The sequence below is a fragment of the Pandoraea horticolens genome (assembly GCF_902459555.1).
GTDB lineage: Bacteria > Pseudomonadota > Gammaproteobacteria > Burkholderiales > Burkholderiaceae > Pandoraea > Pandoraea horticolens.
Genome location: NZ_CABPSM010000012.1, coordinates 169,443 through 193,405 on the forward strand (window position 1 = coordinate 169,443; position 23,963 = coordinate 193,405).

The window sequence follows — 23,963 nt, forward strand, 5'->3', positions numbered from 1 at the left end:
CCCCCCTTTATGTCCGAACTGCACGACCGTCCCGACAGCCCCTGCATTGGCGTTTGCTCGACGCTCTTCGACGACGTCTGCAAGGGTTGCGGCCGTACGGCTTACGAAGTGTCGAACTGGGTGTTCTTCACTGACGACGAGAAGGCAGCCGTCTGGGAGCGCATCAACCGTGAAGGCACAGCGATGCGCTATTGCGACAAAGGGTCTACGACTTCACGGACTTGAATTGCAGCGACTTGTACTCGAGAAATTCCTCGAAGCCGTACACGCCATTCTCCCGTCCGTGCCCTGACTGCTTAAAGCCCCCGAACGGTGCCTGCACGTTGAATTCGCCGCCGTTGATATCGACTTGCCCCGTGCGGATCTGACGCGCCACGCGTACCGCACGCGCCTCATCGCCCGACCACACACCACCGCCCAACCCGTAGATCGAATCGTTGGCAATGCGCACCGCATCTGCCTCGTCCTCATAGGTGATGATCGAGAGCACTGGGCCGAAAATCTCCTCCTGAGCGACGGTAGCGTCGGGGGCGACACGCCCCAGCACCGTTGGCTGGACGAAGAACCCTGACTCGAAGCCCTCCGGTACGGTATCTCCGCCCGCAATCAGTTCGGCCCCTTCTGCGAGGCCCTTGCGAATATAAGTCTGCACGCGCTCTCGCTGGGCGGCCGATGCCAGCGGTCCGAGACGCGTTGTTTCCTCGCGCGGGTCACCCAGCGTAAAGCGGGCAACGGCTTCCTTCGCCAGCGCCTTGACTTCCTCATAACGCGACGCCGGGACAAGCATGCGAGTGTGCGCCGAACAAGTCTGTCCGGAGTTCAGATAGCACGCGTTGAGCGTGCCTTTGACCGCGGCGGCGAGATCGGCGTCGTCGAGCACCACTGAAGCCGATTTCCCGCCCAACTCCAAGGCCACGCGCTTGACCGTTTGCGACGCCACTTCGGACACGCGCTTGCCTGCACGCGTCGATCCGGTAAACGACACCATGTCGACGTCGGGATGACGTGCCAACACCTCACCGACGACCGGCCCGAGCCCCGTGACCAGATTGAACACACCCGCCGGCAGCCCGGCCTCGGCGATCACCTCCGCCAGAATGAACGCATTGAACGGCGCCACCTCCGACGGCTTGAGCACCACTGTGCATCCGGCGGCCAGCGCCGGCGCAACCTTCAGGGTGATCTGGTTCAGCGGGTAATTCCACGGTGTGATCGCGCCAACCACCCCCACCGGTTCGCGCACCACCAGCGAATTACCCACGCGCGCTTCAAATTCGAACGTCTCGGCCAGTTCGGCGTACTTGTTCCAGTGATACACCGGCCCCCCCACCTGAATCGCACGAACGAGTTTGATCGGCATGCCCGTCTCGCCCGTCATCACGTTCGCCAGATCCGCCGTGCGCGCCTTCAGGCCCGCCGCGATCTTCCGCAAATAGGCCGCACGTTCGGCCGGTGGCGTGGCCGCCCAGGTGTCACGCGCCTTCAACGCTGCGGAAATGGCCGCCTCCGTGTCTTCGGCAGCCCCCTCGGGAATGCGGCCCATGAGCTTCGCATCGGCCGAGTGGAAAACGTCCAGCGTGCCGCGCCCAACCGGCGTAACCCACTGACCCCCGATGAAAAATTTGTCGTACGTAATCATGCAATGTCTCCTGCAGGCAGAGGAACGTCGAACGCTCATTGTAGTCTGCTCGCCTCAGCACTTCTCAACCTTGCGGTGAAATCAGGCGCCTCTGCCCTGCGCCTTCCGATATTCCCATAGCACCGTCAGACAACACCTGCTCCGCTTCAACGTGCTGTAAACGCAAACAGGGCGCTTGCCAAGCAAGCGCCCTGCCGGGTATTACGCGTCGCGTGAACGTCTCGAAGACTTCCGTCAGACTTCCACGCCCTGGCTGGCCAGGTACTCATCATAAGTGCCGGCGTAATCGACCAACGTGCCGTCGCTCTTCACTTCGATGACGCGCGTGGCCAGACCCGACACGAATTCACGATCGTGCGAGACGAAGATCAGCGTGCCCGGATATTTGTCGAGCGCGATCTGAAGCGACTCGATCGACTCCATGTCCATGTGGTTGGTGGGCTCGTCCATCATCATCACATTGTGACGGCCCAACATCAGCTTGCCCCAGATCATGCGCCCCTTCTCACCGCCGGAGAGCACGCGCACGGACTTGCGCACGTCGTCGCCACCGAACAGCAGACGGCCCAGCGAGCCACGGATCACCTGATCGTCGTCGCCTTCCTTACCCCATTGCGTCATCCAGTCGGTGAGCGACAAATCTTCCGGGAAGGCTTCCGAGGTATCTTGCGGCATGTAACCGATGTTGGCGTTCTCGGCCCACTTCACGTTACCCGCGTCGACCGGCAGTTCCGCCATCAGGCTGCGCAGCAGCGTGGTCTTGCCCGCACCGTTCTCGCCAATGATGGCCACACGCTCACCGGCACGCACCGCGCCAGAGTAGTTCTTGAAGATCTGACGGTCGAACGACTTGGAAATGCCTTCGAATTCGAACGCGAGATTGTGCAGCTTCTTCTCGAATTCGAAGCGGATGAACGGGTTCTGACGCGACGAAGGTTTGATGTCTTCGACCTTGATCTTGTCGATCTGCTTGAGACGGCTCGTCGCCTGACGCGCCTTGGACTTGTTCGCCGAGAAGCGGCGCACGAAGTCTTGCAGATCGGTGATGCGTTCCTTCGCCTTGGTGTTCGCCGCCATCTGACGCTCGCGCGCCTGCGCCGACGCGAGCATGTAGTCGTCGTAGTTGCCCGGATAGATCGTGAGCGTGCCGTAGTCCATATCCGCCATGTGCGTGCACACGGCGTTCAAGAAGTGGCGATCATGCGAAATGATGATCATGGTGGAGTTGCGCTCGTTGAGCACGTCTTCCAGCCAGCGGATCGTGTTGATGTCCAGGTTGTTGGTCGGCTCGTCGAGCAGCAGCACGTCCGGATTCGAGAACAGCGCCTGTGCGAGCAGCACCCGCAGCTTCCAGCCCGGTGCAACGTTGCTCATCGGCCCCTGATGCTGGTCGATCGGAATGCCCACGCCCAGCAGCAGTTCACCTGCGCGCGCTTCGGCCGTATAGCCGTCGTACTCGGCGAACTTCGCTTCGAGTTCGGCGGCGTGCATATAGTCGTCGTCCGTCGCTTCCGGATTGGCGTAAATGGCATCGCGCTCGCTCATGGCGGCCCACATTTCGGTGTGGCCCATCATCACGACGTCGAGCACGCGCATGTCTTCATACGCGAACTGATCCTGCTTGAGCTTACCCAGACGCACGTTGGGTTCGAGCATGACGTTACCGGCGCTCGGCTCCAGATCGCCCCCGAGGATCTTCATGAACGTCGACTTGCCGCAACCGTTGGCGCCGATCAGGCCATAACGGTTGCCCCCGCCGAATTTGACAGAGATGTTCTCGAAGAGCGGCTTGGCGCCGAATTGCATCGTGATATTGGCAGTAGACAGCACAGGCGGTATCCGGGGAAATGAAGTGCGGCGGCACAAAATTGCGCCACGAAACCCGACATTTTAGCACCGATGCGTGTCACGCGCCCTCAGTTGCCCCCAGCGCTTGTGAAGGCTCCGAAATACGGCGCCTAAAGGGGATACCGGTGATCGCCGGCCCGTAGGCTCTCCCCACAAGCCGCTGAATTTGTCTGAAGTTGCCTGGAGGCCTTCAGACGCCGTTTGCGGCCATCATCCCCCGGATGGGGACGCCTCTCTTATCCACCCGGGACTCCGTCACTTCCCCAATGCCTTCTCATGACCACCATCCGCCTATCGACACCCCATGCACGCGCGCTGCGCCCTCTGCACAACCTCCGTCACCCGCTCCTCAGCCCCTTCCTTGCGGGCGCCGCGTTGTTGATCGCCGCTGCCGCACCCGCCGTCGCCGACGATCGCCGCGCCGGGATAAGCACCGAAACGCTTGCGAAATCCGCGACCGCATGGGATCAGACCGGCTATGCGGCGTATCCCTCCGGCACGCCCGAGCCGACGCTCGTGCGCATCACGCTCGCCCCGAACACCCGGCTGGACTGGCATACCCATCCCATGCCGGCCATCGGCTATGTCGCTTCGGGTCATTTGACGGTCGAGCGGGCGGATAACGGCGCGCAACGCGCGTTCGTCGCCGGGCAGACGGTGACCGAATTGGTCGACGTGCCGCATCGGGGCTGGTCGAGTGACGCCGGGGCAGAACTACTGGTCTTCTACGCGGGTTCGGTGCACCAACCGCTCTTCCTTGTCTCCCCCGACACGGAAAAACTCGCGCAGGACGAGACCGTGAAGACATCCCGCGACTGACGTCCCTTCAAAGACTCCGGGCACAAAAAAACCGCCGGCAGATACCGGCGGTTCTCCTGATACTGCGATGCCGCATAGAGGCGGCAGCCATCGTTACTGCTTCGGCAGCGATCCCTCGACACCTTCGACGAACCAGTTGATCTGGTGCTTCTCGTCGTCGTTGAGCGTCTTGCCGGCCGGCACGATTTCCTTGCCGTCCTGCCCCTTGATCGGGCCGGTGAACGGATCGTACTTACCGTCGCGAATGGCGTCGTGACGCGCAGTCACGGCCTTGCGTGCCGCTTCCGGCACGGTCTTGTCATTGATGGCCACGAGGTTGATCTCGTCTTCCTTGATGCCGCCCCAGACCGGCGTGTTCTTCCACGAGCCCTGCATGACTTCGTCGACCGTGCGCACGTAGTACTTGCTCCAGTCGATGGCGGCCGACGCCAGATGAGCGTTCGGGCCGAACTTGCTCATGTCCGAATCCCAGCCAAAGGCGTGGATCTTCTTCTCTTCGGCCACCTGCATCACCACAGCCGAGTCGACGTTCTGCATCAGCACGTCGGCACCCTGTCCGACGAGCGATTCCGCCGCCTGACGCTCCTTGCCGGGATCGAACCAGCTATTGATCCAGACAACCTTCACCTTGACCTTCGGATTGACTTCGCGCGCCGCGATGGTGAACGCATCGATGTTGCGGATCACCTCGGGGATCGGCACCGATGCCACATAGCCGATCACGTTGGACTTGGTGACATGGCCGCCGACCACACCAGCCAGATGCGCGCCTTCGTACGTACGCACGTCATACGTGCCGAGGTTCGGCGCCGCCTTGAAGCCGGTGGCGTGCTCGAACGTCACATCCGGGAAATCGGCGGCCGTCTTGACCATCGAGTCCATGTAACCGAACGACGTGCCGAAAATCAGCTTGTTGCCCTTGCCTGCCAGATCGCGGAACACGCGCTCCGAGTCCGCGCCCTCGGGCACGTTCTCCACGCGGGTCACGCTCACTTTGTCGCCGTACTTCGCTTCGACGGCCTTCGCACCCTGCTCGTGCGCATAGGTCCAGCCAGCGTCGCCCGGGTTGCCGATGTAGACGAACGCCACCCCCATCGGGCCCTTGCCTGCCGGCGCGGCCGATGCCTGTGCCTCAGACGCTGGCGCGTTCGCGGTGTTGCTCTCCTGCTTGCCGCAGGCAGAAACCAGCATGGCCGCCGCCAGGCTTGCCATCGTGATCAGGACTTTACGTCGCATCGATTTTCTCCTCGTCATCGATTGTTTCAGGTTGATTCCATGCTCGTGTACCAAACGCTCGCGCCGCCCGCCGGCAACGCGTCAAGACCCTGCGAAAAACGGTTTTCCCAGCGAGGCCGGTGCATTCAGGCGAATCGTCTGGCGATTGCGCGAGATGATTACCAGCACCGCGATGGTCGCCAGGTACGGCAGACTGGCCAACGCCTGCGACGGAATGCGAATGCCCATCGCCTGCGCCTGAAATTGCAGCGCCATGACCACGCCGAAGAGCAGCGCGCCGAGCACAGTCCGGCCCGGACGCCACGTCGCAAACACCACCAGCGCCAGCGCAATCCAGCCGCGTCCGGCCGTCAGGTTCTCTTGCCACAGGCGCAGATAGCCGACCGAGTAATACGCGCCCGCAAGCCCAGACATCGCGCCGCCGAAGAGCGTTGCGAGGTAACGGATACGCACCACCGGGTAACCGATGGCATGCGCGACGGCGGGTGCCTCACCGATTGAGCGCAACACCAGTCCAGCCCGCGTGCGGTACAAGAACCAGGTAATCGCCACCAACAGCACCACCGAGAGATAACCCAGCGGGTTGAGCGAGAAAATCGACGGCCCTAACACGGGAATCGACGACAGGCCGGGAATCGGCAAGTCGCGCAGCATCGGGATGGTGGCGTCCGTGTAGGGACGGCCGGCATAGGCCGAAAGCCCCACGCCGAAGATGGTCAGCGCCAGGCCCGTTGCCACCTGATTGGCCATGAGCGAGAGCGTGAGCCACGCGAAGATGGCCGACATGACCACGCCCGCAGCAATGCCCGCGAGCACGCCGAGCCAGAGGCTCCCCGTCTGTACGGTCACGGCGAACGCGCCGACGGCGCCCATGAGCATCGTGCCTTCCACGCCGAGATTGAGCACGCCCGACTTCTCCGTCACCAGTTCGCCCAGAGCGGCGAGCATCAACGGAATGGCCGCGATCACGGCACTTGCCGCCAGCGGTGTCAACAGATTGATCCAGTCCATGCGGCGCGCCTCAGGCTTCCCGCGCGTGTGCACGGGCACGACGGCGCAGACGGTAGTTCACGAAAACGTCGCAACCCAGAAGGCTGAACAGCAGCAGCCCCTGAAACACGCCACTGATTGCCTTGGGTAATTGCAACGACGTTTGCACCGCTTCGCCGCCGAGATACAGCAGCGCCATGAGCAAGCTCGCCAGAACGATGCCGACCGGATGCAAACGTCCCACGAACGCCACGATGATGGCCGTGAAGCCATACCCTGGCGCCCACGTCGCCTGCAGTTGCCCGACCGGCCCCGCCACTTCGCCGGTGCCCGCCAGCCCGGCGGCTGCCCCGCCGATCAACAGGGCGAGCCAGACGGCGCGCGGCTCGGAATAGCCTGCATAGCGAGCGGCAAGCGGCGCGAGCCCACCAACTTCCATCCGGTACCCGGCGAAGCTCTTGCGCATGAATAGCCACGCGGCCGGCACAGCCGCCGCTGCCATGAATACCGACGCGTTCAGACGTGTGCCCCGCCACGGCGCCCAGTGCCAGTCGCCGAAAAAGCGCGGGAAGAGTGCGTCGCGGTCGAAGCTGATCGACTGCGGGAAATTCATGCCATGCGGGTCCTGCCAGGGGCCGCTCACCAGATAGATCAGCAGTTGGGTGGCCACGTACGTCAACATCAGGCTCACGAGAATCTCGTTGGCATTGAAGCGCACGCGCAGCAACGCGGGAATGGCGGCCCACAGCATGCCGCCCAGCGCGCCTGCGGCCATCATCAACGGCAACAGCCACGGGCCGCCGTGACCATCGAAGTGAATTGCGACGCTCGAGGCAAAAATCCCGCCCAGCAGCAACTGACCTTCCGCACCGATGTTCCACACGTTGGCGCGATAGCCAATGGCCAGCCCAAGCGCAATCAGGCACAGGGGCGACGCCTTGAGCAGCAGCTCCGACCAGCCGTTCAGGCTGCTGACCGGCGCCAGAAAGAACGCTGCCATCGCCTGCGCCGGATGCTTGCCGAGGAAACCGAAAATGAGCACGCCGCCGGCCAGCGTAATGAGCGTGGCCACCAGCGGCATGGCGAGCCGCATGGTGCGGGAGGGACTTGGCCGTGGCTCAAGCGTGAAATCGAACATGGTGTTTGAAAATCGATGAAATACGTTACGGTGCCGGCGACGGTACGACCGAAGGCCCGACGATGCGGGTCATGCCCCTCTCGTCGATACGTCAGGCCGCGCGCTCTCCTGGACCGCCCGGGCCACCGGGGAACATCCCCGCCATCCACAGGCCGATCTCGCGGGCGTCGGTCTGCTCGGGCTTGCGCACGGGCGACAGACGCCCCTGTGCAAGCACTGTGATCCGGTCGCAAATTTCGAAAAGTTCGTCGAGTTCTTCGGACAGCACCAGCACCGCGACGCCGCGAGCCGAGAGGTCGAGCAACTGCTGGCGGATGAAGCTCGCCGCACCCACATCGACGCCCCACGTCGGCTGGGCCACCACGAGCACCCGGGGTTCCTGAAGGATTTCGCGTCCAACGATGAACTTTTGCAGATTGCCGCCCGAGAGGCTCTGCGCAGCGGCATCCGGTCCGCCCGCCTTCACGTTGAAGCGCTCGATGCACAGTGACGCGAACCGCCGGAGCGTGTGCCGGCGAATCCAGCCACCGCGCAGCAATCCGAGGTGCGCCGTGCCGGACGCGCCAAGCAGCGCGTTGTCGGCGAGCGACATGCTGGGCACGGCGCCACGCCCCAGCCGCTCTTCCGGCACGAAGGCCAGCCCGAGACGGCGCCGGGTGGCCGCGCCCATGCGACCGGCGGCACGGCCGTTCAGATGAAGGGCTTCGGCCTGCGGCGCACGAGTCTCACCTGACAATGCAGCCAGCAACTCGGCCTGTCCGTTACCGGAGACTCCCGCAATACCGACGATCTCGCCCGCATGCACGTCGAGGTTGATGTCGTGCAACGAGGTGCCGAACGGGTCTTCGCTCGCCATCGACAACTGCCGCAAGGAAAGCAGCACGTCGCCCGGCCGGTGCTCGCGACGCTCGATCTGCGGCAACGCGCGCCCGATCATCATCTGCGCCAGCGTCTCTGCGGTCTCCTCGCGCGGCACGGCGTGGCCCGACACGCGCCCGGCGCGCAACACGGTCGCGCGGTCGCACAGGTCGCGGATTTCGTCGAGTTTGTGGCTGATGTAGACGATGCTGCAACCTTCGGAAGCCAGACGGCGCAGCGTAGTGAAGAGTTTCTGGACGGCTTGCGGTGTGAGCACCGACGTGGGCTCGTCCATGATGAGCAGACGCGGATTCTGTAACAGGCAGCGCACGATTTCCACGCGCTGGCGCTCGCCCACCGACAGGCTATGCACATGACGCGCCGGATCAACTTCGAGCCCATACTGGGCCGACACATCGCGGATGCGCCCGGCGAGCGCCTTCAGATCGTGCCCCACGTCATCGAGCGCAAGGGAAATGTTCTCCGAGACGGTCAACGTCTCAAACAACGAGAAATGCTGGAAGACCATGCCGATGCCGAGCTTGCGGGCGGCGGCCGGACTGTCGATACGCGTGGACTGCCCTTCCCAGCGGATGTCGCCCGCGTCAGGGCGCACGGCACCGTAGATGATCTTCATCAACGTGCTCTTGCCTGCACCGTTCTCACCCAGTACGGCGTGGATCTCGCCAGGTAACACGCTCAACGCGATGCTATCGTTGGCCACCACGCTCGGATAGCGCTTGGTGATGCCGGTCAGCGCCAGACGTGGCACGGCTTGCATTGGGGATGTCACGAGTGAAGTCTCGATCCTGAGCTTGGGCGGGACGAAAATACCCAATTCGCCGCGAAATGTCGAGCATGCGTCAATAACATGGCATGTCGTGACTGATGAAGAGCGGCAAGCCCCTATTTTAGGGATACGGGCTTTCCGCTATGGAGACGTCGGGCGCTTGTGCTTCATAATGATTTACTTATGTAATTCAAGGTCCGACATATTCGGATTGTTATATTTCTCATGAGCCAAAACCGCGAACCGATCGACACCTATTTGCTGCGCGTCCTTCACACTTTGTTGATCGAGCGCAGCGTGACGCGTGCGGCCGTCAAGCTGAACCAGTCTCAACCCGCAATCAGTGCGGCACTGCGACGCTTGCGCGATATCACCGGCGATCCGCTGCTGGTGCGCGGCAAATCGGGCATGGTGCCCACGGAGTACGGTCAATCGCTGCTGGAGCCGACGCAGAACGCCCTGCGTGAGATCGAGCGCATCACGGTCCAGCAATCGAGTTTCGATCCGGCGACGACGGTGCGCACGTTTCGCATCGGCTCCCCCGATTATCTGAATACGCTGTTCGTCCCCACGGTCGTCGAACGCTTTCGCCAGCAAGCCCCCAATGCGCAGCTCGAACTGCATTCGCTCGGCCCCGCCTTCGATTACGAACACGCGCTCGAAGACGGCAAGGTCGACATCGTCATCGGCAACTGGCCCGAGCCGCCCGAGCAGCTTCACCTCTCGAACCTGTTCGTCGATCAGATCGTCTGCCTGGTGCGCAATACGCATCCGTATGCCAAACGCGGCCTCACCCTCGAGCAATACCTCGCCAGTCCGCACCTCGCGCCAACGCCCTACTCCGTCGCCCAACGCGGCGCCATCGACATGCACCTCGCGCGCGAGCGTCTGAAACGCAATGTGGTCGTGACGATTCCGTACTTCAATCTGGCACCGTACGTTCTGCTGAAATCCGATCTGATCTTCACGACGACGCGTCTGTTCGCCGACCATTACGCGGAGTTCCTGCCGCTCACCGTGCTCGAAGCGCCCATCGACTTCCCGCCGATGCAGTACTACCAACTGTGGCACGAGCGTACGCACTATTCGGATGAGGTGCGCTGGCTGCGCAGCATCATTTCCGACGCCACACGCACACTGCTTGAGTCACACGCGCAGTCCTGACCCGCGATGGATACCGGGGTCCCGCGCCGTTTTTACCGGCGGAGCGGCCCCCACCGCTCCGCCGAACCGAAAGGCGGCGTTCCTCATGCACAGGAACGTCGCCCCGACTTCCTGCTTGCTCATTGCCACGCTCGGCCACACACCATAAGTATGTGGCCGGTGTGGCAACGCTTTACCGGGAAGCCTCGGCCAGTTGCCGCGCCAGCGCGTTGTGACGCGTGACGAGCGACGGCAGGTCAAGCGTCGCCAGACGCCCTTCGCGCACCACCACCCGTCCGTTCACCACGCTGTACGCGGCTTGTCCAGGGTTACAGAAAACCAGCGCCGCCACCGGGTCGTGCAGACCGCCCGCCATGCCCACGCCACGGGTGTCGAATGCCGCGAAATCGGCCACCATGCCGGGCGCGAGCATGCCGATGTCGTCTCGGCCCAGCACGCGCGCGCCGCCTACCGTGGCGATTTCCAGCGCCTCGCGGGCCGTCATCGCGCTCGGGCCGAAGCCCACACGCTGCAAGAGCAACGCCTGACGCGCTTCGCCGATCATGTTGGCGGCATCGTTCGAGGCCGAGCCATCCACGCCCAGTCCGACAGGCACGCCCGCATCGCGCATCCGGCGAATCGGCGCAATGCCCGAGGCGAGCCGCATGTTGGAACACGGGCAATGCGCCACGCCGGTCCCCGTCTTGGCGAACAACGCGATGCCTGCATCGTCGAGTTGCACGCAGTGCGCATGCCAGACGTCGTGCCCGACCCAGCCCAGATCCTGAGCATAGTCGGCCGGCGTCATGCCGAACTTCTCGCGGCTGTAGGCAATATCGTTGACGTTCTCGGCCAGATGGGTATGCAGCGACACCCCGTAGTGACGCGCCATCGACGCCGATTCGCGCATCAGTTCGCGGCTCACCGAGAACGGCGAACAGGGGGCCACGACCAAGCGCAGCATCGCGTAGCGGCCTTCGTCGTGATACGTCTCGATGAGACGCTGCGTGTCTTTGAGAATGTCGTCTTCGCGCTCGACGACGCGATCTGGCGGCAGCCCGCCCTGACTCTGTCCCACGCTCATGCTGCCGCGGCTCGCGTGAAAGCGCATGCCGATCTCGGCGGCGGCTTCGATGCTGTCGTCGAGCTTGCAACCGTTCGGGTAGATGTAGAGATGATCGCTTGATGTCGTGCAGCCCGAGAGCAGCAATTCAGCCATCGCCGTCTGTGTCGAGACGCGGATCATTTCCGGCGTGAGATTCGCCCACACCGGATACAGGTTCGTCAGCCAGTTGAACAGTTCGCCATCCTGCGCAGCCGGAATGGCACGCGTGAGGCTCTGATACATGTGGTGATGCGTATTGACGAGACCGGGAATCACAACGTGCCCGGTCAGATCGAGCACCTCGTCGGCCGTGGCTGGAAGCATATCGTGCGTGCCGACGGCCACGATCCGGTTGTCTTCCACGTACAACCCGCCGCGCGCAATCTCGCGGCGGCCTGCGTCCATCGTGACCAGAACCTCGGCATTCTTGACCAGCAGTGTTTTCATCAGTGCGCCTCCAGTCCTATACCTGTACCGTTCTTCTCGCCATGAGCGTTGGCCGCCGGGGCTTTGAAGCCATTGAAGTAGGCGTTCAGAATCACGGCCGAAAGCGTGGCGAGCAAAATTCCACTGTGCAGCAGCGGCGCGAGTTGCTCGGGCATCTTCGCGAAGAACTTGTTCGACGCGACGGGAATCATCGCCATGCCGATGCTGATGGCCACAATGTACAGGTTGTAGCGGTTATACGAGTAATCGACCTTGGACAGGATCTTGATGCCCGTGGCGAGCACCATGCCGAACATGACCACGCCGGCCCCGCCCAGCACGAATTGCGGAATCGAGGCGACAATCACCGACATCTTCGGGATCAGTCCGAAAACCAACAGGATGACACCGGCCGAGGCGCAGACCCAGCGGCTCTTCACGCCCGTGACGCCCACAAGACCGATGTTCTGAGAGAACGAGGTGTGCGGGAACGTGTTGAACACGCCGCCGATCACGGTGGCCACGCCATCGACACGCAGACCGGCCACCAGCGCCTTCTCGTCCACCGGCTTGCCGACGATCTCGCCGAGCGCCAGAAACATCCCCGTCGATTCGATGAACGTAATCAGAATCACGATAGTGAGCGTAACGATCGCCCACGGATCGAACACCGGCATGCCGAAATGGAACGGCAGCACAACGTCGAACCATTTCACCTGATCCAGGCCGTCGAAATTCACCTTGTGCAGCATCAGCGCGATCATGAAGCCGAACAGAATGCCCAGCAGCACGGCGATATTCGAGAAGAAGCCCTTCACGAAACGCGTAATCAGCAAGATGAAGACCAGTACCGCGAACGACACGCCCAAATAGACGGGGTCACCGTAATCGGGGTTGCCCACACCACCTGCGGCCCAGTTGATGCCGACACCGATGATCGTCAGGCCGATGGACGTGATCACGATCCCCGTGACGATCGGCGGAAAAAAGCGCAACAACTTGCCGATAACCGGCGCAATGAGTGTGCCGATGATGCCCGAGGCGATCGTCGCCCCGAAGATGCCCGGCAGGCCCAGCGAGGGGTTGGTGCCGATGGCGAGCATCGGACCGACGGCCGCAAAGGTCACGGCCATGATGACCGGCATACGAATACCGAACCGGCCCACGCCTACGCTTTGCAGCAACGTCGCAATGCCGCAGCACATCAGGTCGGCGGAAATAAGAAAGGCAATCTGGTCCTTGGGCAAGCCAAGGGCGCCGCCGATGATCAGCGGCACGGCTACCGCACCCGCATACATCACCAGCACATGTTGCAGGCCCAGCATGAACAATTTTGCGATCGGCAGTCGTTCGTCGACCGGATCCACGGCTTTCGTTGTCACACTCATTGCGTCTCCGTCCCTGGGGGGCTGTCTGATTGATATTTTTGGGGTGGTTCAATGGTGCAGATCGACGCCTTTTGCGACAAGACCACCAGGGGCTATAGTGTTTTTTCCATGGAACGTATGCATGAGTGCTTATCATGCGTCTCGGGTTTTCCCCAACGACGCACGTCACCATTGGGCCTGCCGGGCGATGGGCCCGCCGTCGCAACAGCACTTCATACGTCAGTTGTTATAGCCCGGATAACAGAAGCAGATAGTGGTCCAAAAGACCCCAAATTCGATGCGGGCGGCGTACTCTCGACACACGCGAACGCCCTATTGATGGCCGTCATCTTTTTTGTCCGGCGTGACATGGTATGTGCGCGTTTTTATCTTTGGTATTGCGCCCGTTGTCCGGCCGCCATCTCCCTACAATGCACCCATCCATCACAGGAGACACCATGGGACGACTGACTACCCACGTACTTGATACCTCTCACGGCAAGCCTGGCGCGGGCATCCGTGTCGAGCTGTGGCGCGTGGACGGCGAGCGCCGTTTGCTGCGCGACGTGCAGACCAACAGCGACGGCCGTTGCGACAAGCCACTGCTCGAAGGCGAAGCGTTCGTCGCCGGGGAATATGAACTGGTATTTCACGCGGGCGACTATTTTGCCGCGCAGGGCGTGGACGTTCCTTCGCCGCGTTTTGTCGATCGCGTTGTGCTGCGCTTCGGCATTGCCGAGCCTGCCCAGCATTACCACGTGCCCCTTCTGGTTTCGCCGTGGAGCTTTTCCACGTATCGCGGCAGTTGAAGCGCGAGCGTGAACGTCAGGCAGTTGAGGAGAACATAAGATGGAAGCGTTTATTACCGACTGGGTCAATCTGTTGCTGCGCTGGCTGCATGTGGTGGCAGCCATTGCCTGGATTGGCGAGTCGTTCTATTTCGTGATGCTGGACAATGGTCTGAAGCCGCCGAAGGCGGCGGAAGACAAGCAAAAGGGCGTGTTCGGTGAGATGTGGTCGGTGCACGGCGGCGGTTTCTACCACGCCCAGAAGTATCTGAACTCGCCGCCGCAGATGCCGGAAGACCTGCACTGGTCGAAGTGGAAGTCGTACACGACCTGGCTCTCGGGTTTTGCTCTGTTCTGTGTGCTGTATCTGCTGCAGCCGCAGACATATCTGATCGACAAGAACGTGATGGATCTGCAACCCGGTCAGGCCGTCGGCCTCGCGGTGGCGTTTCTGATCGGCGGCTGGTTCGTCTACGACTTCCTGTGCCGCATGCTGGGCAAGAACGAGCGCGTGTTGGGGATTGGCGTTGCACTGTTCGTGGTCGCGGCAACTTATGCCACGACGCACATCTTCGCGGGTCGTGCCGCGTTCCTGATCGTGGGCGCCATGATGGCGACGTCGATGTCGGCCAACGTATTCTTCTGGATCATACCGGGGCAGCGCAAGAGCGTCGACGCCCTGTCGAAGGGCGAAGTCCCGAACCCGATCTGGGGCAAGCTGGGCAAGCAGCGTTCGGTGCACAACACGTATTTCACGCTGCCGGTCGTGTTTATCATGATCAGCAACCACTATGCGTTCACGTACAGCAATCCGTACAACTGGGTAATTCTCACGATCATCATGGCCGCAGGCGCGATGATCCGTCAGTTCTTCGTACTGCGTCATTCCGGAAAGAACCTGTACGCGCTGCCGGTGGTTGGCGCCGCGCTGCTCGCAGGGGTTGCCGTCTTCGCTGCACCGCGCCCCGCCCCGGCACCTGCCGCCGGTGCGCCCGGTGAAGCTGCGCCCCCGGCCGTGAAGCTCTCGGAGATCCAGCCGATCCTAACGCAACGCTGTGCCACCTGCCACTCGGCCAAACCGACGATGATGGGCAGTGCTCCGGCGGGGGTGATGCTCGACACACCGGCCGAGATTTCTCAGAACGCTCAGCGGATCTATCAGCAGGCCGTAGCGCTCAAGTCGATGCCGCTGGGCAACGTGACCCAGATGACCGACGACGAACGCCAGAAAATCGCGGCATGGTTCAACGGCGGCGCACAACAATAGCGGCCACGACCGGCTATCTTGCCGGCCCCATGTTGGGGCGCTTCGGCGCCCCTTTTTTCATGGCATCGTGCCACCTGCCCGTCGCCCTGCCCATCATGGGATGGCATTGCCCATTCGTCATGAAATCAATCGTTTGGGAACTTCGGCACAAGTACGCAGGTCTGTACTACGCGCCCGGCAGTCCGGGTGTGACGTTATTGTGAGGGCGGCATCCGCCCAACCTTCCCATGACGTTCAACACTGGCGCGATGCCCTCCACGGCAGGCGCGTCACGCAAACTACGCCATGAATTTCCTGCTTTTCTCCGCTTCCCGGCAAGGCGTCGTCTGGGTGCATCTGCACCAGGCCATGTTCCCGCCGTCCGATCTGTCTGCCTGACAACGTCTGCGTGCGCTGAAGCTGCGCGTGATGTGTCGGGCGGGACGGGTGCGCCATCGCTTGCGTGCACCCGGTTGATCTCCCATCAGTTTTCGATGTGCAAGCCACGGTGAGCTGCGTCCCGACACGACGCGGCGATGTGTCATCGGGGGGGACCATGTCTCATTCCAATTTCTGCCAATCCACGCAGGGCGCCAAGGCGTCGCTGCTCAAACAATTCGCTTCACTCGCGATCCCGACGATTCTTTCCGGCTGGGTGTATACGGTCTACACACTGATCGACGGGATTTTCATCGGCCGATATGTCGGCGAACAGGCGCTGGCCGCGCTCAACCTCGTAGTGCCCCTGCTGTACGTGCCTTACGCCTTCAGTGTGATGGCGGGGGTGGGCGGCGCCACGCTCATTGCCCGTCTGCTGGGTGAGGGACGGGAAGCCGAAGCGCGTCGTGCGTTCTCGCAGGTGCTCTGGGTGATGCTCGCCTTCGGTATCACGATGAGCGTTGCGGTGCTGGGCTTGCGGCACGAGATCGCTGCCGCCCTCGGCGCCGAGGGCCCCATCGCGCAAGACGTGGTCGCATATCTCTCGGGCTGGGGCTGGTTCGTGCTCTTCGCCAATGGTCTGTACGCGCTGGAGCTCTTCCTGCGCGTGGAAGGTGCCCCGGCTGCGCGTTTCGGTTTGTATGCAATGTTCCTGGGCGCGCTCGCCAATGTTGCGCTGGACTATTGGTTCATTGCCGTGAGGGGGATGGGCATGTACGGGGCGTCGCTCGCTACGGGCTTGTCGATGATGGTCTCCAGCAGCGTGATGCTCGCCTATCACTTCGTGCTCGCCAAGCAGGTCGTGCCCGCGTGGCGTGCGTTCGCGAACGCGGAGGTTCACGTCTGGCGTGCGATGTACAACGGTGCCTCGGAGTTTCTGGGAGCCATCGCGCCTGCGGTGACGGTGTTCGCCTTCAATCGCGTGATTCTGTCGAACTTTGGCGAACCGGGACTGGCGGCATACGCCATTCTGGAATACATGACGCTGGGCGCCACGGTCACGATGGTGGCGCTGGTGCAGAGCATGCAGCCGATGATCAGCTTCTATCGGGGCGCTCGCGATCTGAACGCGCTGCGTGAGTCGTTCCGGTTGGGTGTCATCGCCGTGACGGGATTCTCGGTGTTGGTGGCGCTCGCCATGGCGACGCTCGCTCGTCCGCTCACGTTCCTGTTTCTGCCCGAAGGCGTTCATGCGTGGTCGATTCTCGAGCAGGCGGTGCTCTGGTACGCGTTGGCGTTTCTGCCGGCCGCCGGCAATCTGATCGTGGCGGGTTTCCTGACTGCCGTGGAAGCACCGGGTCCGTCGGCCGTCATCGCAACGCTGCGAAGCTGGGTGCTGTTGCTGGGCATTCTCTGGCTGCTCAACGTGTGGCTGGGCGGCACGGCCATCTGGTATTCGCTGCTGATCACCGAGGTGCTGACGCTGGCGATCAGCGCGTGGCTGTACTGGCGCAGCGTCCGGAGCAAAACGCTGCTGGGTCCGGCAGCATCTTGCTAAAGCGCAGGCATCGAGCAAGAACGGCGTGACTTCATCGTCATGCCGTTTTTTTTCGTGATGTGGCCAGGCTCAGCTCAGCATCTTCAGCGAGAAGGTTTGCGCGAGCGATTGAACGCTGGACGCGTCGTCCGCACCCGGTGCACCGTCGGGCGGCGTCGCGCGCGGCGGCGGCAACGAGGACACGCCAACGTCGCCAGCGGCCCATTGCGGCTCGGGCAGTTCGTCGAACACCTGACGCAGACGCGAACCCCAGGTGTCGTGAATCATCTTGTAGTAGACGTTCTCGTCGTCGAGCGACGCGAAGCGCGTCACGCGCAGGCTGCCTTCTTCGTACACGAGCAGATCGAGCGGCAGCCCCACGGAGACGTTGGAGCGCAGGGTGGAATCCATGGAAATGAGGGCGCACTTAGCTCCGTCGTCCAGCGACGTGGCCGGCGTGACAAGCCGGTCGATGATCGGCTTGCCATATTTGGACTCGCCGATCTGGAAGTATGGATTGACCGACGACGCTTCGATGAAGTTACCCGCCGAATACAGTTGAAACAGACGGCTCGGCGCCCCGGCGATTTGGCCGCCGAGCAGGAAGCTGCAATTGAAGTCGACGCCGAAGGCTTCGAGCGCCTTGGCGTCGCGTGCATAGACGTCGCGAATCGCCTGACCGACGACGCGTGCCACATCGCTCATGGTCTTGGCAGTCCACAGGGTGTCGGTGTCGCGGGCTTCGACCAGGTGCTGGCGCACGGCCTGCGTGAGCGCGAGGTTGCCTGCCGAGAGCAGTACAAGCACGCGCTCGCCCGGACGCTCGAACACGAGCATCTTGCGGAAGGTGCTAACGTGATCAACGCCCGCATTGGTACGGGTATCGGAGAGAAATACGAGCCCGGCATCGAGCTTCATGGCCACGCAGTATGTCATAACATGCCCCACAACGTATCAGTACGTCTCACAGCAACCATCATTTCCATTATTTTTCAAAGACTTAATTATCTCAACGTCACTCCACGTCTCAGGATAGCTCGCGATTTCATGGTAGCCACATTGGTAGCTGCCGCTTAATTGCGCCACCACCACTTCACCACCACGGAGCCTAGCCTATGCCTCGCATATTCAACGCGCTAGATGATATACAGATTCGACACTGGATAGCCAAAGGCGAGCCGGTTGCAAAGGCAGATGGCGATGGGTTGACATTTACGCTGTCCAAAAATGGAACCGCAACCTGGGTGTTGCGTTATAGCCGCGGTGGGCGGCGGCGGGAGTTGACGCTGGGGAACTACCCTGACCTCACCCTGGCGGCGGCGCGGAAAGCCTCTCGCGCCCACCGGGTGGCCATCGACAACGGGGACGATCCTGCCGCCGAAAAGAAGCTGGAGAAGGCCCGTACCCTCGAAGCGTGGACCGTCAATCAACTGTGCGACGACTTCGCGGAGAAGGTCTTGGTCCCGCCGCTGGCTGACGTGACGATCTACCAGCACGAGTGGAACATGAAGACCTTCATCCGCCCGCGGCTCGGATCGATCGAGGTCAGAGCGGTCAAGCCCTCAGACATCGTTTTTATACTAGATGACTCCAAGAGAACGTGGCAGATCACCAAGCGAATGCTGACCACGATGCGCATGCTTTTCAGTCATGCACAAGGCAAACGACTCATCGAGGTCAACCCCTGCTTCGGGATTGATCTGCGAGCGCTCATCGGGAATCCACCACCACGGACCACAACATGACCAACCAGCAGCCGGCGTCACCACTGCCGAAGCTCTACCGGGTCGCGGAGGTTACGAAGCTCCTCAGCGTTTCCCGCGCCACCGTCTATCGGCTGATCGCTGCCGAAAAACTGAAGCTCGTCAAGATCAGCACTCGCTCCAGCGGCATCACCGCCGCAAGCATCGAAGCCCTCCTGGCCGGCAACGCGGCCCAGTAATGCAAAAGGGCGGGATTCCCCGCCCTTCACACACTCTCATTCCCGCTTCGCCTTATCCGCTTGCCTCAGCGCAGGCTTGTGATCGTCACCGTTGTTCGTTTCGATGGTCATGCCCACCGGTAGTTGGTCGAGTAGCCCGAAGGAATCGCACCCGCTGGCTACTCGACCACAGCTAGGTCTGCCGGTACTAGGTTACCCTTGGGGTTCTTGCATGCGCTCTCGACTGCACCACGCCCACACCGCGATTGCTACGGTAAGCGCTAGAGTCCCGATGAGGTAGTTGACGAACACTGAGTCTCCGAAGCCGATGGGAAGTACGGCGAGCAAGAGTGCCCCGGCGACTCACGAGATTACGAACTTCATACGCTGGCCCTGTTATTGTAATTGGGCGGTTCAACCGAATAATCCGCGGAGCAAATTCGAGGCTTCAATAGAAACGGCAGCCGCCGCCGCCATTTCAGCAACCCAAGCGGCAATGAAAACGATTCCCATACCAAGTCTCCCTTCAGAAAGCAAATCAATGCTATTTGGCTTCGACCCCCGACTCGAACCGGTGCAAGTTCAAGCACTCGTCGCAAAACGATCCGTTTCGTGGCTCGGTTAGCGTCCATCGAACCTGGTTTGATGGAGGCTTGCTCACCACAGCGGATGGTTTCAATTAATCCCGGCACGCGCGGATAAAACGCAGGTCGACGCGGTTGAATACTGGCGTACTGGCTCAGTTGCAGATAATCCCGGTTTGCACGTTCCGCCAGTTGCAATTAATGCTGGCTGAAAATCGAGTCGATTGCAAGTCTGGCCTGTTTGAAATGCAGGTCGTTACAGGTAGTCTTCTGGCGCCCAGTTGAGATCAACCCGCGCGACGCCCCGTCTTGCTTGCCGTTCCCGAACAGCGAATCAAAAATTCCTATCGCCCTCTTCTTGTAAGGGGCGGACGAGCATTCTAGCAGCTAGCGGTCATAGCGTGGCACGTTCCGCACCGCACCCATGTGCCACGTTCGGTCGTTTTCTACCACGCTATCATCTGGTAGCTAGATTGGTAGCTGAAATAGAAAATAGCCCAAAATGCCCCGAAAACCCTTACACAGCAACGACTCGAATTTTCGCTTTACGTACCCACGCAATACGTCATGTCGTTCCTGTCTTGCCGTGCAGGGTACTCCACCCCGTCACGCTAAAAGCTATTGTTGTTGAGCGAGCGGCACGGTATCGACGCTCACCGATACGTGCAGCGCTTCGGTCGCCCCGCCGCTGCGCATCCCTCTGACCGGCGCCGCAGACTCGTAGTCACGCCCCACGGCCAGCCGGCAGTAGTTGCCGCTGGCAAAGCAGGCGTGGGTGACGTCGATGCTGACCCATCCCACTCCATCGACCCACACATCCACCCACGCGTGACTGGCTGCATGCGGCACGTCGCCCGGATCGATGTATCCGCTGACATACCGCGCCGGCACGCCGCGCGCCCGGCACACGGCAAGCATGAGGTGCGCATGGTCCTGACAGACCCCTCTCCCCAGCGCCAAGGCCTGCGCGGCGGTGCTGGTCACGGCGGTGATACCGGATTGGTAGTCGACTATCTCACAGATGGTCGCTGCGAGCGCCAGCAGTTCGCCCGGCGTCGCCACACCGGCGTTGCCGGCGAGGGCGTCGATGGCGTCGCTGCGCGCGGTGAGCGGTGTGGGGCTGGCGAAGCATAACACTGGTACGGCATGGCTCATCTCTCCGAGCCTGCCGTCGACGAGGGGTGTGGTTTCGACTTCTCCTTCGGCAAGCAAGTGGATTTCGCCGTGCGGCTGATGGAGCACGAGGGTGTGCATTTCGTTGCCGAACGCGTCGCGCGAGGCGGTAAGCTTGCCCGGAGCGGTGAGCCGCCAATGCACGATGCGCTGCACTTCGGAGCCCACCGGCGTGAGCCGAAGTTGCTGGATGGTGTAGCGCACCGGCGTGTCGTAACGGTAGGTGGTCTCGTGGCGGATGATCAGGCGCATGGCATCAGGCGGCAAGCGGAATCAGGAATGTCTGGCTGATTTTGTTACCGAGCACGGACACTCGCTCGAGGAACTCAGTCAGAACGGGATGGAGCCCTTGCTGCTGGACCTGCTGGATATCGGTGTACTTGAGTTCGGCCTGTAGTTTGCCTGCATAGCGTTCGACGTCGCCGGACTGGACGTTGGACAGCGTAGAAAGGTTTTCGCACACGCCGGTCAGCGACGCGAGCAGCGAGCGCGGCATATGGGCGTTGAGCATGAGCAGTTCGACGACGCGCTCCGGGGTGATGACGTCCCGGTAGACTTTGCGGTAGATCTCGAAGCCGGACACGCTGCGCAGCACGGCAGACCAGTAGTAGAAGTCGGTCGGATGGGAATCCGGCCCCGCCCGGTCGACGCGCACGGCCTCGTGGAAGCGCACATCGAGGATACGAGCGGTGTTGTCGGCACGTTCGAGGAAGAGGCCCAAGCGGGTAAAGTAGAAGGCATCGTCCTGAAACAAGGTCCCGAAGCTTACGCCGCGCGAGAGGTGGGACCGCACTTTGACCCATTCGAACAGTTGGGCCGGATCTCGCTCGAGCAGGTCGAGCATGCGCGGAAAGTCGAGCCAGGTGCTGTTGACGGTTTCCCACAGTTCGGTGGTGAGGGTACCGCGCACGGCGCGCGCATTTTCTCTTGCCGCCGCAAGGCAGCAGGCGATGCTGGACGGGTTGTCGCGGTCGCGCACGACGAAGTCGAGCACGTTGGCACGTGTGGCACGCGCATGTTTGCGATTGAAGGCGGGTTCGAGTTCGGAGATACGTAAGGTGGCGCGCCAGCCCCCCTCATCGTCGAATCCTCCCGCATGCGCGCGGGCGGTGTCGGCGTCTTCTTCGTCGTCGATGGCATCCTGCGGCAGCAGCAGGTTTTGCAGGTTGACGTCGAGCAGGCGGGCGGTATTTTCGGCCCGCTCCATGTAGCGAGCCATCCAGAACAGGTGATCGGCGGTACGGCTAAGCATGATCTCTTCTCGCTATGATGTTTGTCGTATCCGGCTGACGCGGCTTATTTCTCCAGCACCCAGGTGTCTTTCGTCCCCCCGCCCTGCGAGGAGTTGACGACGAGCGATCCTTCGCTCAACGCAACGCGGGTGAGCCCGCCCGGCACCATGGTGACACTCTTGCCGGACGACAGTACGAACGGACGCAGGTCGATGTGTCTTGGCGCGACACCCGCCTCGACGAAGGTCGGGCATGCAGACAATGCGAGCGTAGGTTGTGCGATATAACCGTCGGGTTTGGCGATGAGCCGTTGACGGAAGGCTTCGATCTCGGCTTTGGTGGACGCCGGACCGACGAGCATGCCGTACCCCCCCGCACCGTGCACTTCTTTGACGACGAGTTCGGCAAGGTTATCGAGGGTGTAGGCAAGATCATCCGGTCGACGGCACTGGTAGGTGGGCACGTTGTTCAGGATGGGTTTTTCGCCGAGATAAAACTCGATCATGTCGGGCACGAACGGGTAGATGGACTTGTCATCAGCAACCCCGGTACCAATGGCATTGGCCAAGGTCACACGCCCCGCCCGGTACACGCTCAGCAACCCCGGCACCCCCAGGGTGGAGTCGGCACGGAATGCCAGCGGGTCGAGGAAGTCGTCGTCGATTCTGCGGTAGATAACGTCAACTCGCTTAGGACCGTTGGTGGTTCGCATATAGACGAGGTTGTCCTCTACGAACAGATCTTGCCCTTCAACCAGCTCGATACCCATCTGCTGCGCGAGGAAGGCGTGCTCGAAGTAGGCAGAGTTGTAAATGCCCGGGGTCATGACAACGACGGTCGGATCGTCTACCCCCATCGGCGCCACGGCGCGCAAACTGTCAAGCAAGAGATCCGGATAGTGCTCTACCGGCGCGATCCGGTTTCTCGCAAACAACTCCGGGAACAACCGCATCATCATCTTGCGGTTCTCCAACATGTACGACACGCCGGACGGCACCCTCAGGTTGTCCTCGAGCACGTAAAACTCGCCGTCGTCTCCCGTCCCCGCCCTGACAACATCCACGCCCGCGATATGCGCATAGATGTCACCCGGCACATCCACACCCTGCATCTCCGGACGATACTGCGCATTCTTCAACACCTGATCCGCCGGAATAACGCCCGCGCGCAAGATGTCCTGCTCGTGATAAACGTCATGGATGAAGCGGTTCAGCGCCTCAACCCGCTGACGCAATCCCGTCTGCAAGGTCTGCCATTCGTGCGCTGGGATGATTCTTGGAATCAGATCGAAGGGGATCAGGCGCTCGGTACCCGCTTCATTGCCATACACAGCAAACGTAATCCCAACCCGCCGGAACGCCAGATCAGCCTCAGCCCGCTTGTGATGCAAGACATCTTCCGGCTGACACTTCAACCAATCGTCAAACCGACGGTAATGCGCCCGAGTCGCACCCGTAATGCTCGCCATCTCGTTATAGCTCTCGACCATACGCTTCTCCGCAGATTGCTGTGTCGAGATCGAGCAATATCCATGCCTGAGCATTTTTTCCACCCTTACCGCACGCTTTCGGTGCACACCCCCTCCGCCCGCACCACACCAGTGATTTGCAGTATAGGAGTTGGCGCTGTTTCGGGTTTTTTTGTGCTTTCCGCTAGGTTTCTCACCATCTCAACACCGCCCTCCAGACGGACCGGAGCCCCTTTCCGCCTCTCAGACATAAACCCAACTCGCTGCAGAAAGGCGC

General features: G+C 61.6%; 20 protein-coding genes. 8 read left to right on the forward strand and 12 right to left on the reverse strand.

Annotated features, from left to right (window positions below; genetic code table 11):
• Positions 1-9 precede the first annotated feature (9 nt).
• Positions 10-225 (forward strand): DUF1289 domain-containing protein, encoded by a 216-nt coding sequence (locus PHO31112_RS19250; RefSeq protein WP_150622052.1) that lies wholly within the window; start codon positions 10-12, stop codon positions 223-225.
• Here PHO31112_RS19250 and PHO31112_RS19255 read toward each other — a convergent pair.
• Positions 206-1,639 (reverse strand): aldehyde dehydrogenase family protein, encoded by a 1,434-nt coding sequence (locus PHO31112_RS19255; protein WP_150622054.1) that lies wholly within the window; start codon positions 1,637-1,639, stop codon positions 206-208. The genes PHO31112_RS19250 and PHO31112_RS19255 overlap by 20 nt on opposite strands.
• Positions 1,640-1,873: 234 nt before the next feature.
• On the reverse strand, positions 1,874-3,469 hold the full coding sequence (locus tag PHO31112_RS19260) for an ABC-F family ATPase (RefSeq protein WP_010807792.1): 1,596 nt from the start codon (positions 3,467-3,469) through the stop codon (positions 1,874-1,876).
• 294 nt (positions 3,470-3,763) lie between these two features.
• On the opposite strand from PHO31112_RS19260, the gene PHO31112_RS19265 reads away from it, so the two are divergent.
• Entirely contained in the window at positions 3,764-4,306 is a 543-nt protein-coding gene (locus tag PHO31112_RS19265; protein WP_150622056.1) for a cupin domain-containing protein, read from the forward strand.
• A 93-nt stretch (positions 4,307-4,399) separates the two neighbouring features.
• Here the strand turns inward: PHO31112_RS19265 and PHO31112_RS19270 are convergent, their stop codons facing one another.
• From PHO31112_RS19270 to PHO31112_RS19285, 4 genes are all read right to left on the reverse strand, one after another.
• The gene (locus PHO31112_RS19270) at positions 4,400-5,542 is read right to left on the reverse strand and encodes a BMP family ABC transporter substrate-binding protein (RefSeq protein ID WP_150622058.1); all 1,143 of its coding nucleotides are present in this window, start codon (positions 5,540-5,542) and stop codon (positions 4,400-4,402) included.
• Positions 5,543-5,623: 81 nt separating this feature from the next.
• Positions 5,624-6,553 carry an ABC transporter permease gene (locus tag PHO31112_RS19275; protein WP_150622060.1) on the reverse strand — a complete coding sequence of 310 codons (930 nt, stop codon included), beginning with the start codon at positions 6,551-6,553 and terminating at the stop codon, positions 5,624-5,626.
• A gap of 10 nt (positions 6,554-6,563) precedes the next feature.
• The gene (locus tag PHO31112_RS19280) at positions 6,564-7,670 is read right to left on the reverse strand and encodes an ABC transporter permease (protein ID WP_150622063.1); all 1,107 of its coding nucleotides are present in this window, start codon (positions 7,668-7,670) and stop codon (positions 6,564-6,566) included.
• Positions 7,671-7,761: 91 nt separating this feature from the next.
• Complete coding sequence (locus PHO31112_RS19285) at positions 7,762-9,309, reverse strand: ABC transporter ATP-binding protein (protein ID WP_150622113.1); 1,548 nt, start codon at positions 9,307-9,309, stop codon at positions 7,762-7,764.
• Between the two features lie 234 nt (positions 9,310-9,543).
• Between PHO31112_RS19285 and PHO31112_RS19290 the strand changes: the two genes are divergently transcribed.
• A complete protein-coding gene (locus PHO31112_RS19290; protein WP_150622065.1) occupies positions 9,544-10,482 on the forward strand; it encodes a LysR substrate-binding domain-containing protein in 939 nt (312 codons plus the stop codon).
• Between the two features lie 172 nt (positions 10,483-10,654).
• Here the strand turns inward: PHO31112_RS19290 and PHO31112_RS19295 are convergent, their stop codons facing one another.
• Entirely contained in the window at positions 10,655-12,013 is a 1,359-nt protein-coding gene (locus PHO31112_RS19295) for an 8-oxoguanine deaminase (RefSeq protein WP_150622067.1), read from the reverse strand.
• The gene (locus PHO31112_RS19300; RefSeq protein ID WP_150622068.1) at positions 12,013-13,380 is read right to left on the reverse strand and encodes a nucleobase:cation symporter-2 family protein; all 1,368 of its coding nucleotides are present in this window, start codon (positions 13,378-13,380) and stop codon (positions 12,013-12,015) included. Before PHO31112_RS19300 ends, PHO31112_RS19295 begins: the two co-directional genes overlap by 1 nt.
• Positions 13,381-13,817: 437 nt before the next feature.
• Between PHO31112_RS19300 and uraH the strand changes: the two genes are divergently transcribed.
• The 3 genes from uraH (at position 13,818) to PHO31112_RS19315 (ending at position 17,329) form a co-directional block, all read left to right on the forward strand.
• Positions 13,818-14,168 carry a hydroxyisourate hydrolase gene (gene uraH / locus PHO31112_RS19305; protein WP_010807784.1) on the forward strand — a complete coding sequence of 117 codons (351 nt, stop codon included), beginning with the start codon at positions 13,818-13,820 and terminating at the stop codon, positions 14,166-14,168.
• A 40-nt stretch (positions 14,169-14,208) separates the two neighbouring features.
• The gene (locus tag PHO31112_RS19310; protein ID WP_150622070.1) at positions 14,209-15,414 is read left to right on the forward strand and encodes a urate hydroxylase PuuD; all 1,206 of its coding nucleotides are present in this window, start codon (positions 14,209-14,211) and stop codon (positions 15,412-15,414) included.
• A 535-nt stretch (positions 15,415-15,949) separates the two neighbouring features.
• Entirely contained in the window at positions 15,950-17,329 is a 1,380-nt protein-coding gene (locus tag PHO31112_RS19315; RefSeq protein WP_150622072.1) for an MATE family efflux transporter, read from the forward strand.
• Positions 17,330-17,398: 69 nt separating this feature from the next.
• On the opposite strand, the gene PHO31112_RS19320 is transcribed toward PHO31112_RS19315, so the two are convergent.
• A complete protein-coding gene (locus PHO31112_RS19320) occupies positions 17,399-18,244 on the reverse strand; it encodes a proteasome-type protease (protein ID WP_150622073.1) in 846 nt (281 codons plus the stop codon).
• A gap of 179 nt (positions 18,245-18,423) precedes the next feature.
• Here PHO31112_RS19320 and PHO31112_RS19325 point away from each other — a divergent pair, with 179 nt between their 5' ends.
• Together PHO31112_RS19325 and PHO31112_RS19330 are read left to right on the forward strand one after the other, a co-directional pair.
• Complete coding sequence (locus PHO31112_RS19325; protein WP_150622075.1) at positions 18,424-19,053, forward strand: DUF4102 domain-containing protein; 630 nt, start codon at positions 18,424-18,426, stop codon at positions 19,051-19,053.
• Positions 19,050-19,250: a helix-turn-helix transcriptional regulator gene (locus PHO31112_RS19330; RefSeq protein WP_150622077.1), complete on the forward strand. Its 201-nt coding sequence runs from the start codon at positions 19,050-19,052 to the stop codon at positions 19,248-19,250. The genes PHO31112_RS19325 and PHO31112_RS19330 overlap by 4 nt, the downstream gene beginning before the upstream one ends.
• A 1,181-nt stretch (positions 19,251-20,431) precedes the next feature.
• On the opposite strand, the gene PHO31112_RS19335 is transcribed toward PHO31112_RS19330, so the two are convergent.
• Genes PHO31112_RS19335 through PHO31112_RS19345 form a run of 3 tightly spaced genes read right to left on the reverse strand, consistent with a single transcriptional unit; the run spans position 20,432 to position 23,707 of the window.
• Positions 20,432-21,238 carry a transglutaminase family protein gene (locus tag PHO31112_RS19335; protein WP_150622079.1) on the reverse strand — a complete coding sequence of 269 codons (807 nt, stop codon included), beginning with the start codon at positions 21,236-21,238 and terminating at the stop codon, positions 20,432-20,434.
• Positions 21,239-21,242: 4 nt separating this feature from the next.
• Positions 21,243-22,238: an alpha-E domain-containing protein gene (locus PHO31112_RS19340; RefSeq protein ID WP_150622080.1), complete on the reverse strand. Its 996-nt coding sequence runs from the start codon at positions 22,236-22,238 to the stop codon at positions 21,243-21,245.
• A 44-nt stretch (positions 22,239-22,282) separates the two neighbouring features.
• A complete protein-coding gene (locus PHO31112_RS19345; protein ID WP_174995789.1) occupies positions 22,283-23,707 on the reverse strand; it encodes a circularly permuted type 2 ATP-grasp protein in 1,425 nt (474 codons plus the stop codon).
• Positions 23,708-23,963 lie beyond the last annotated feature (256 nt).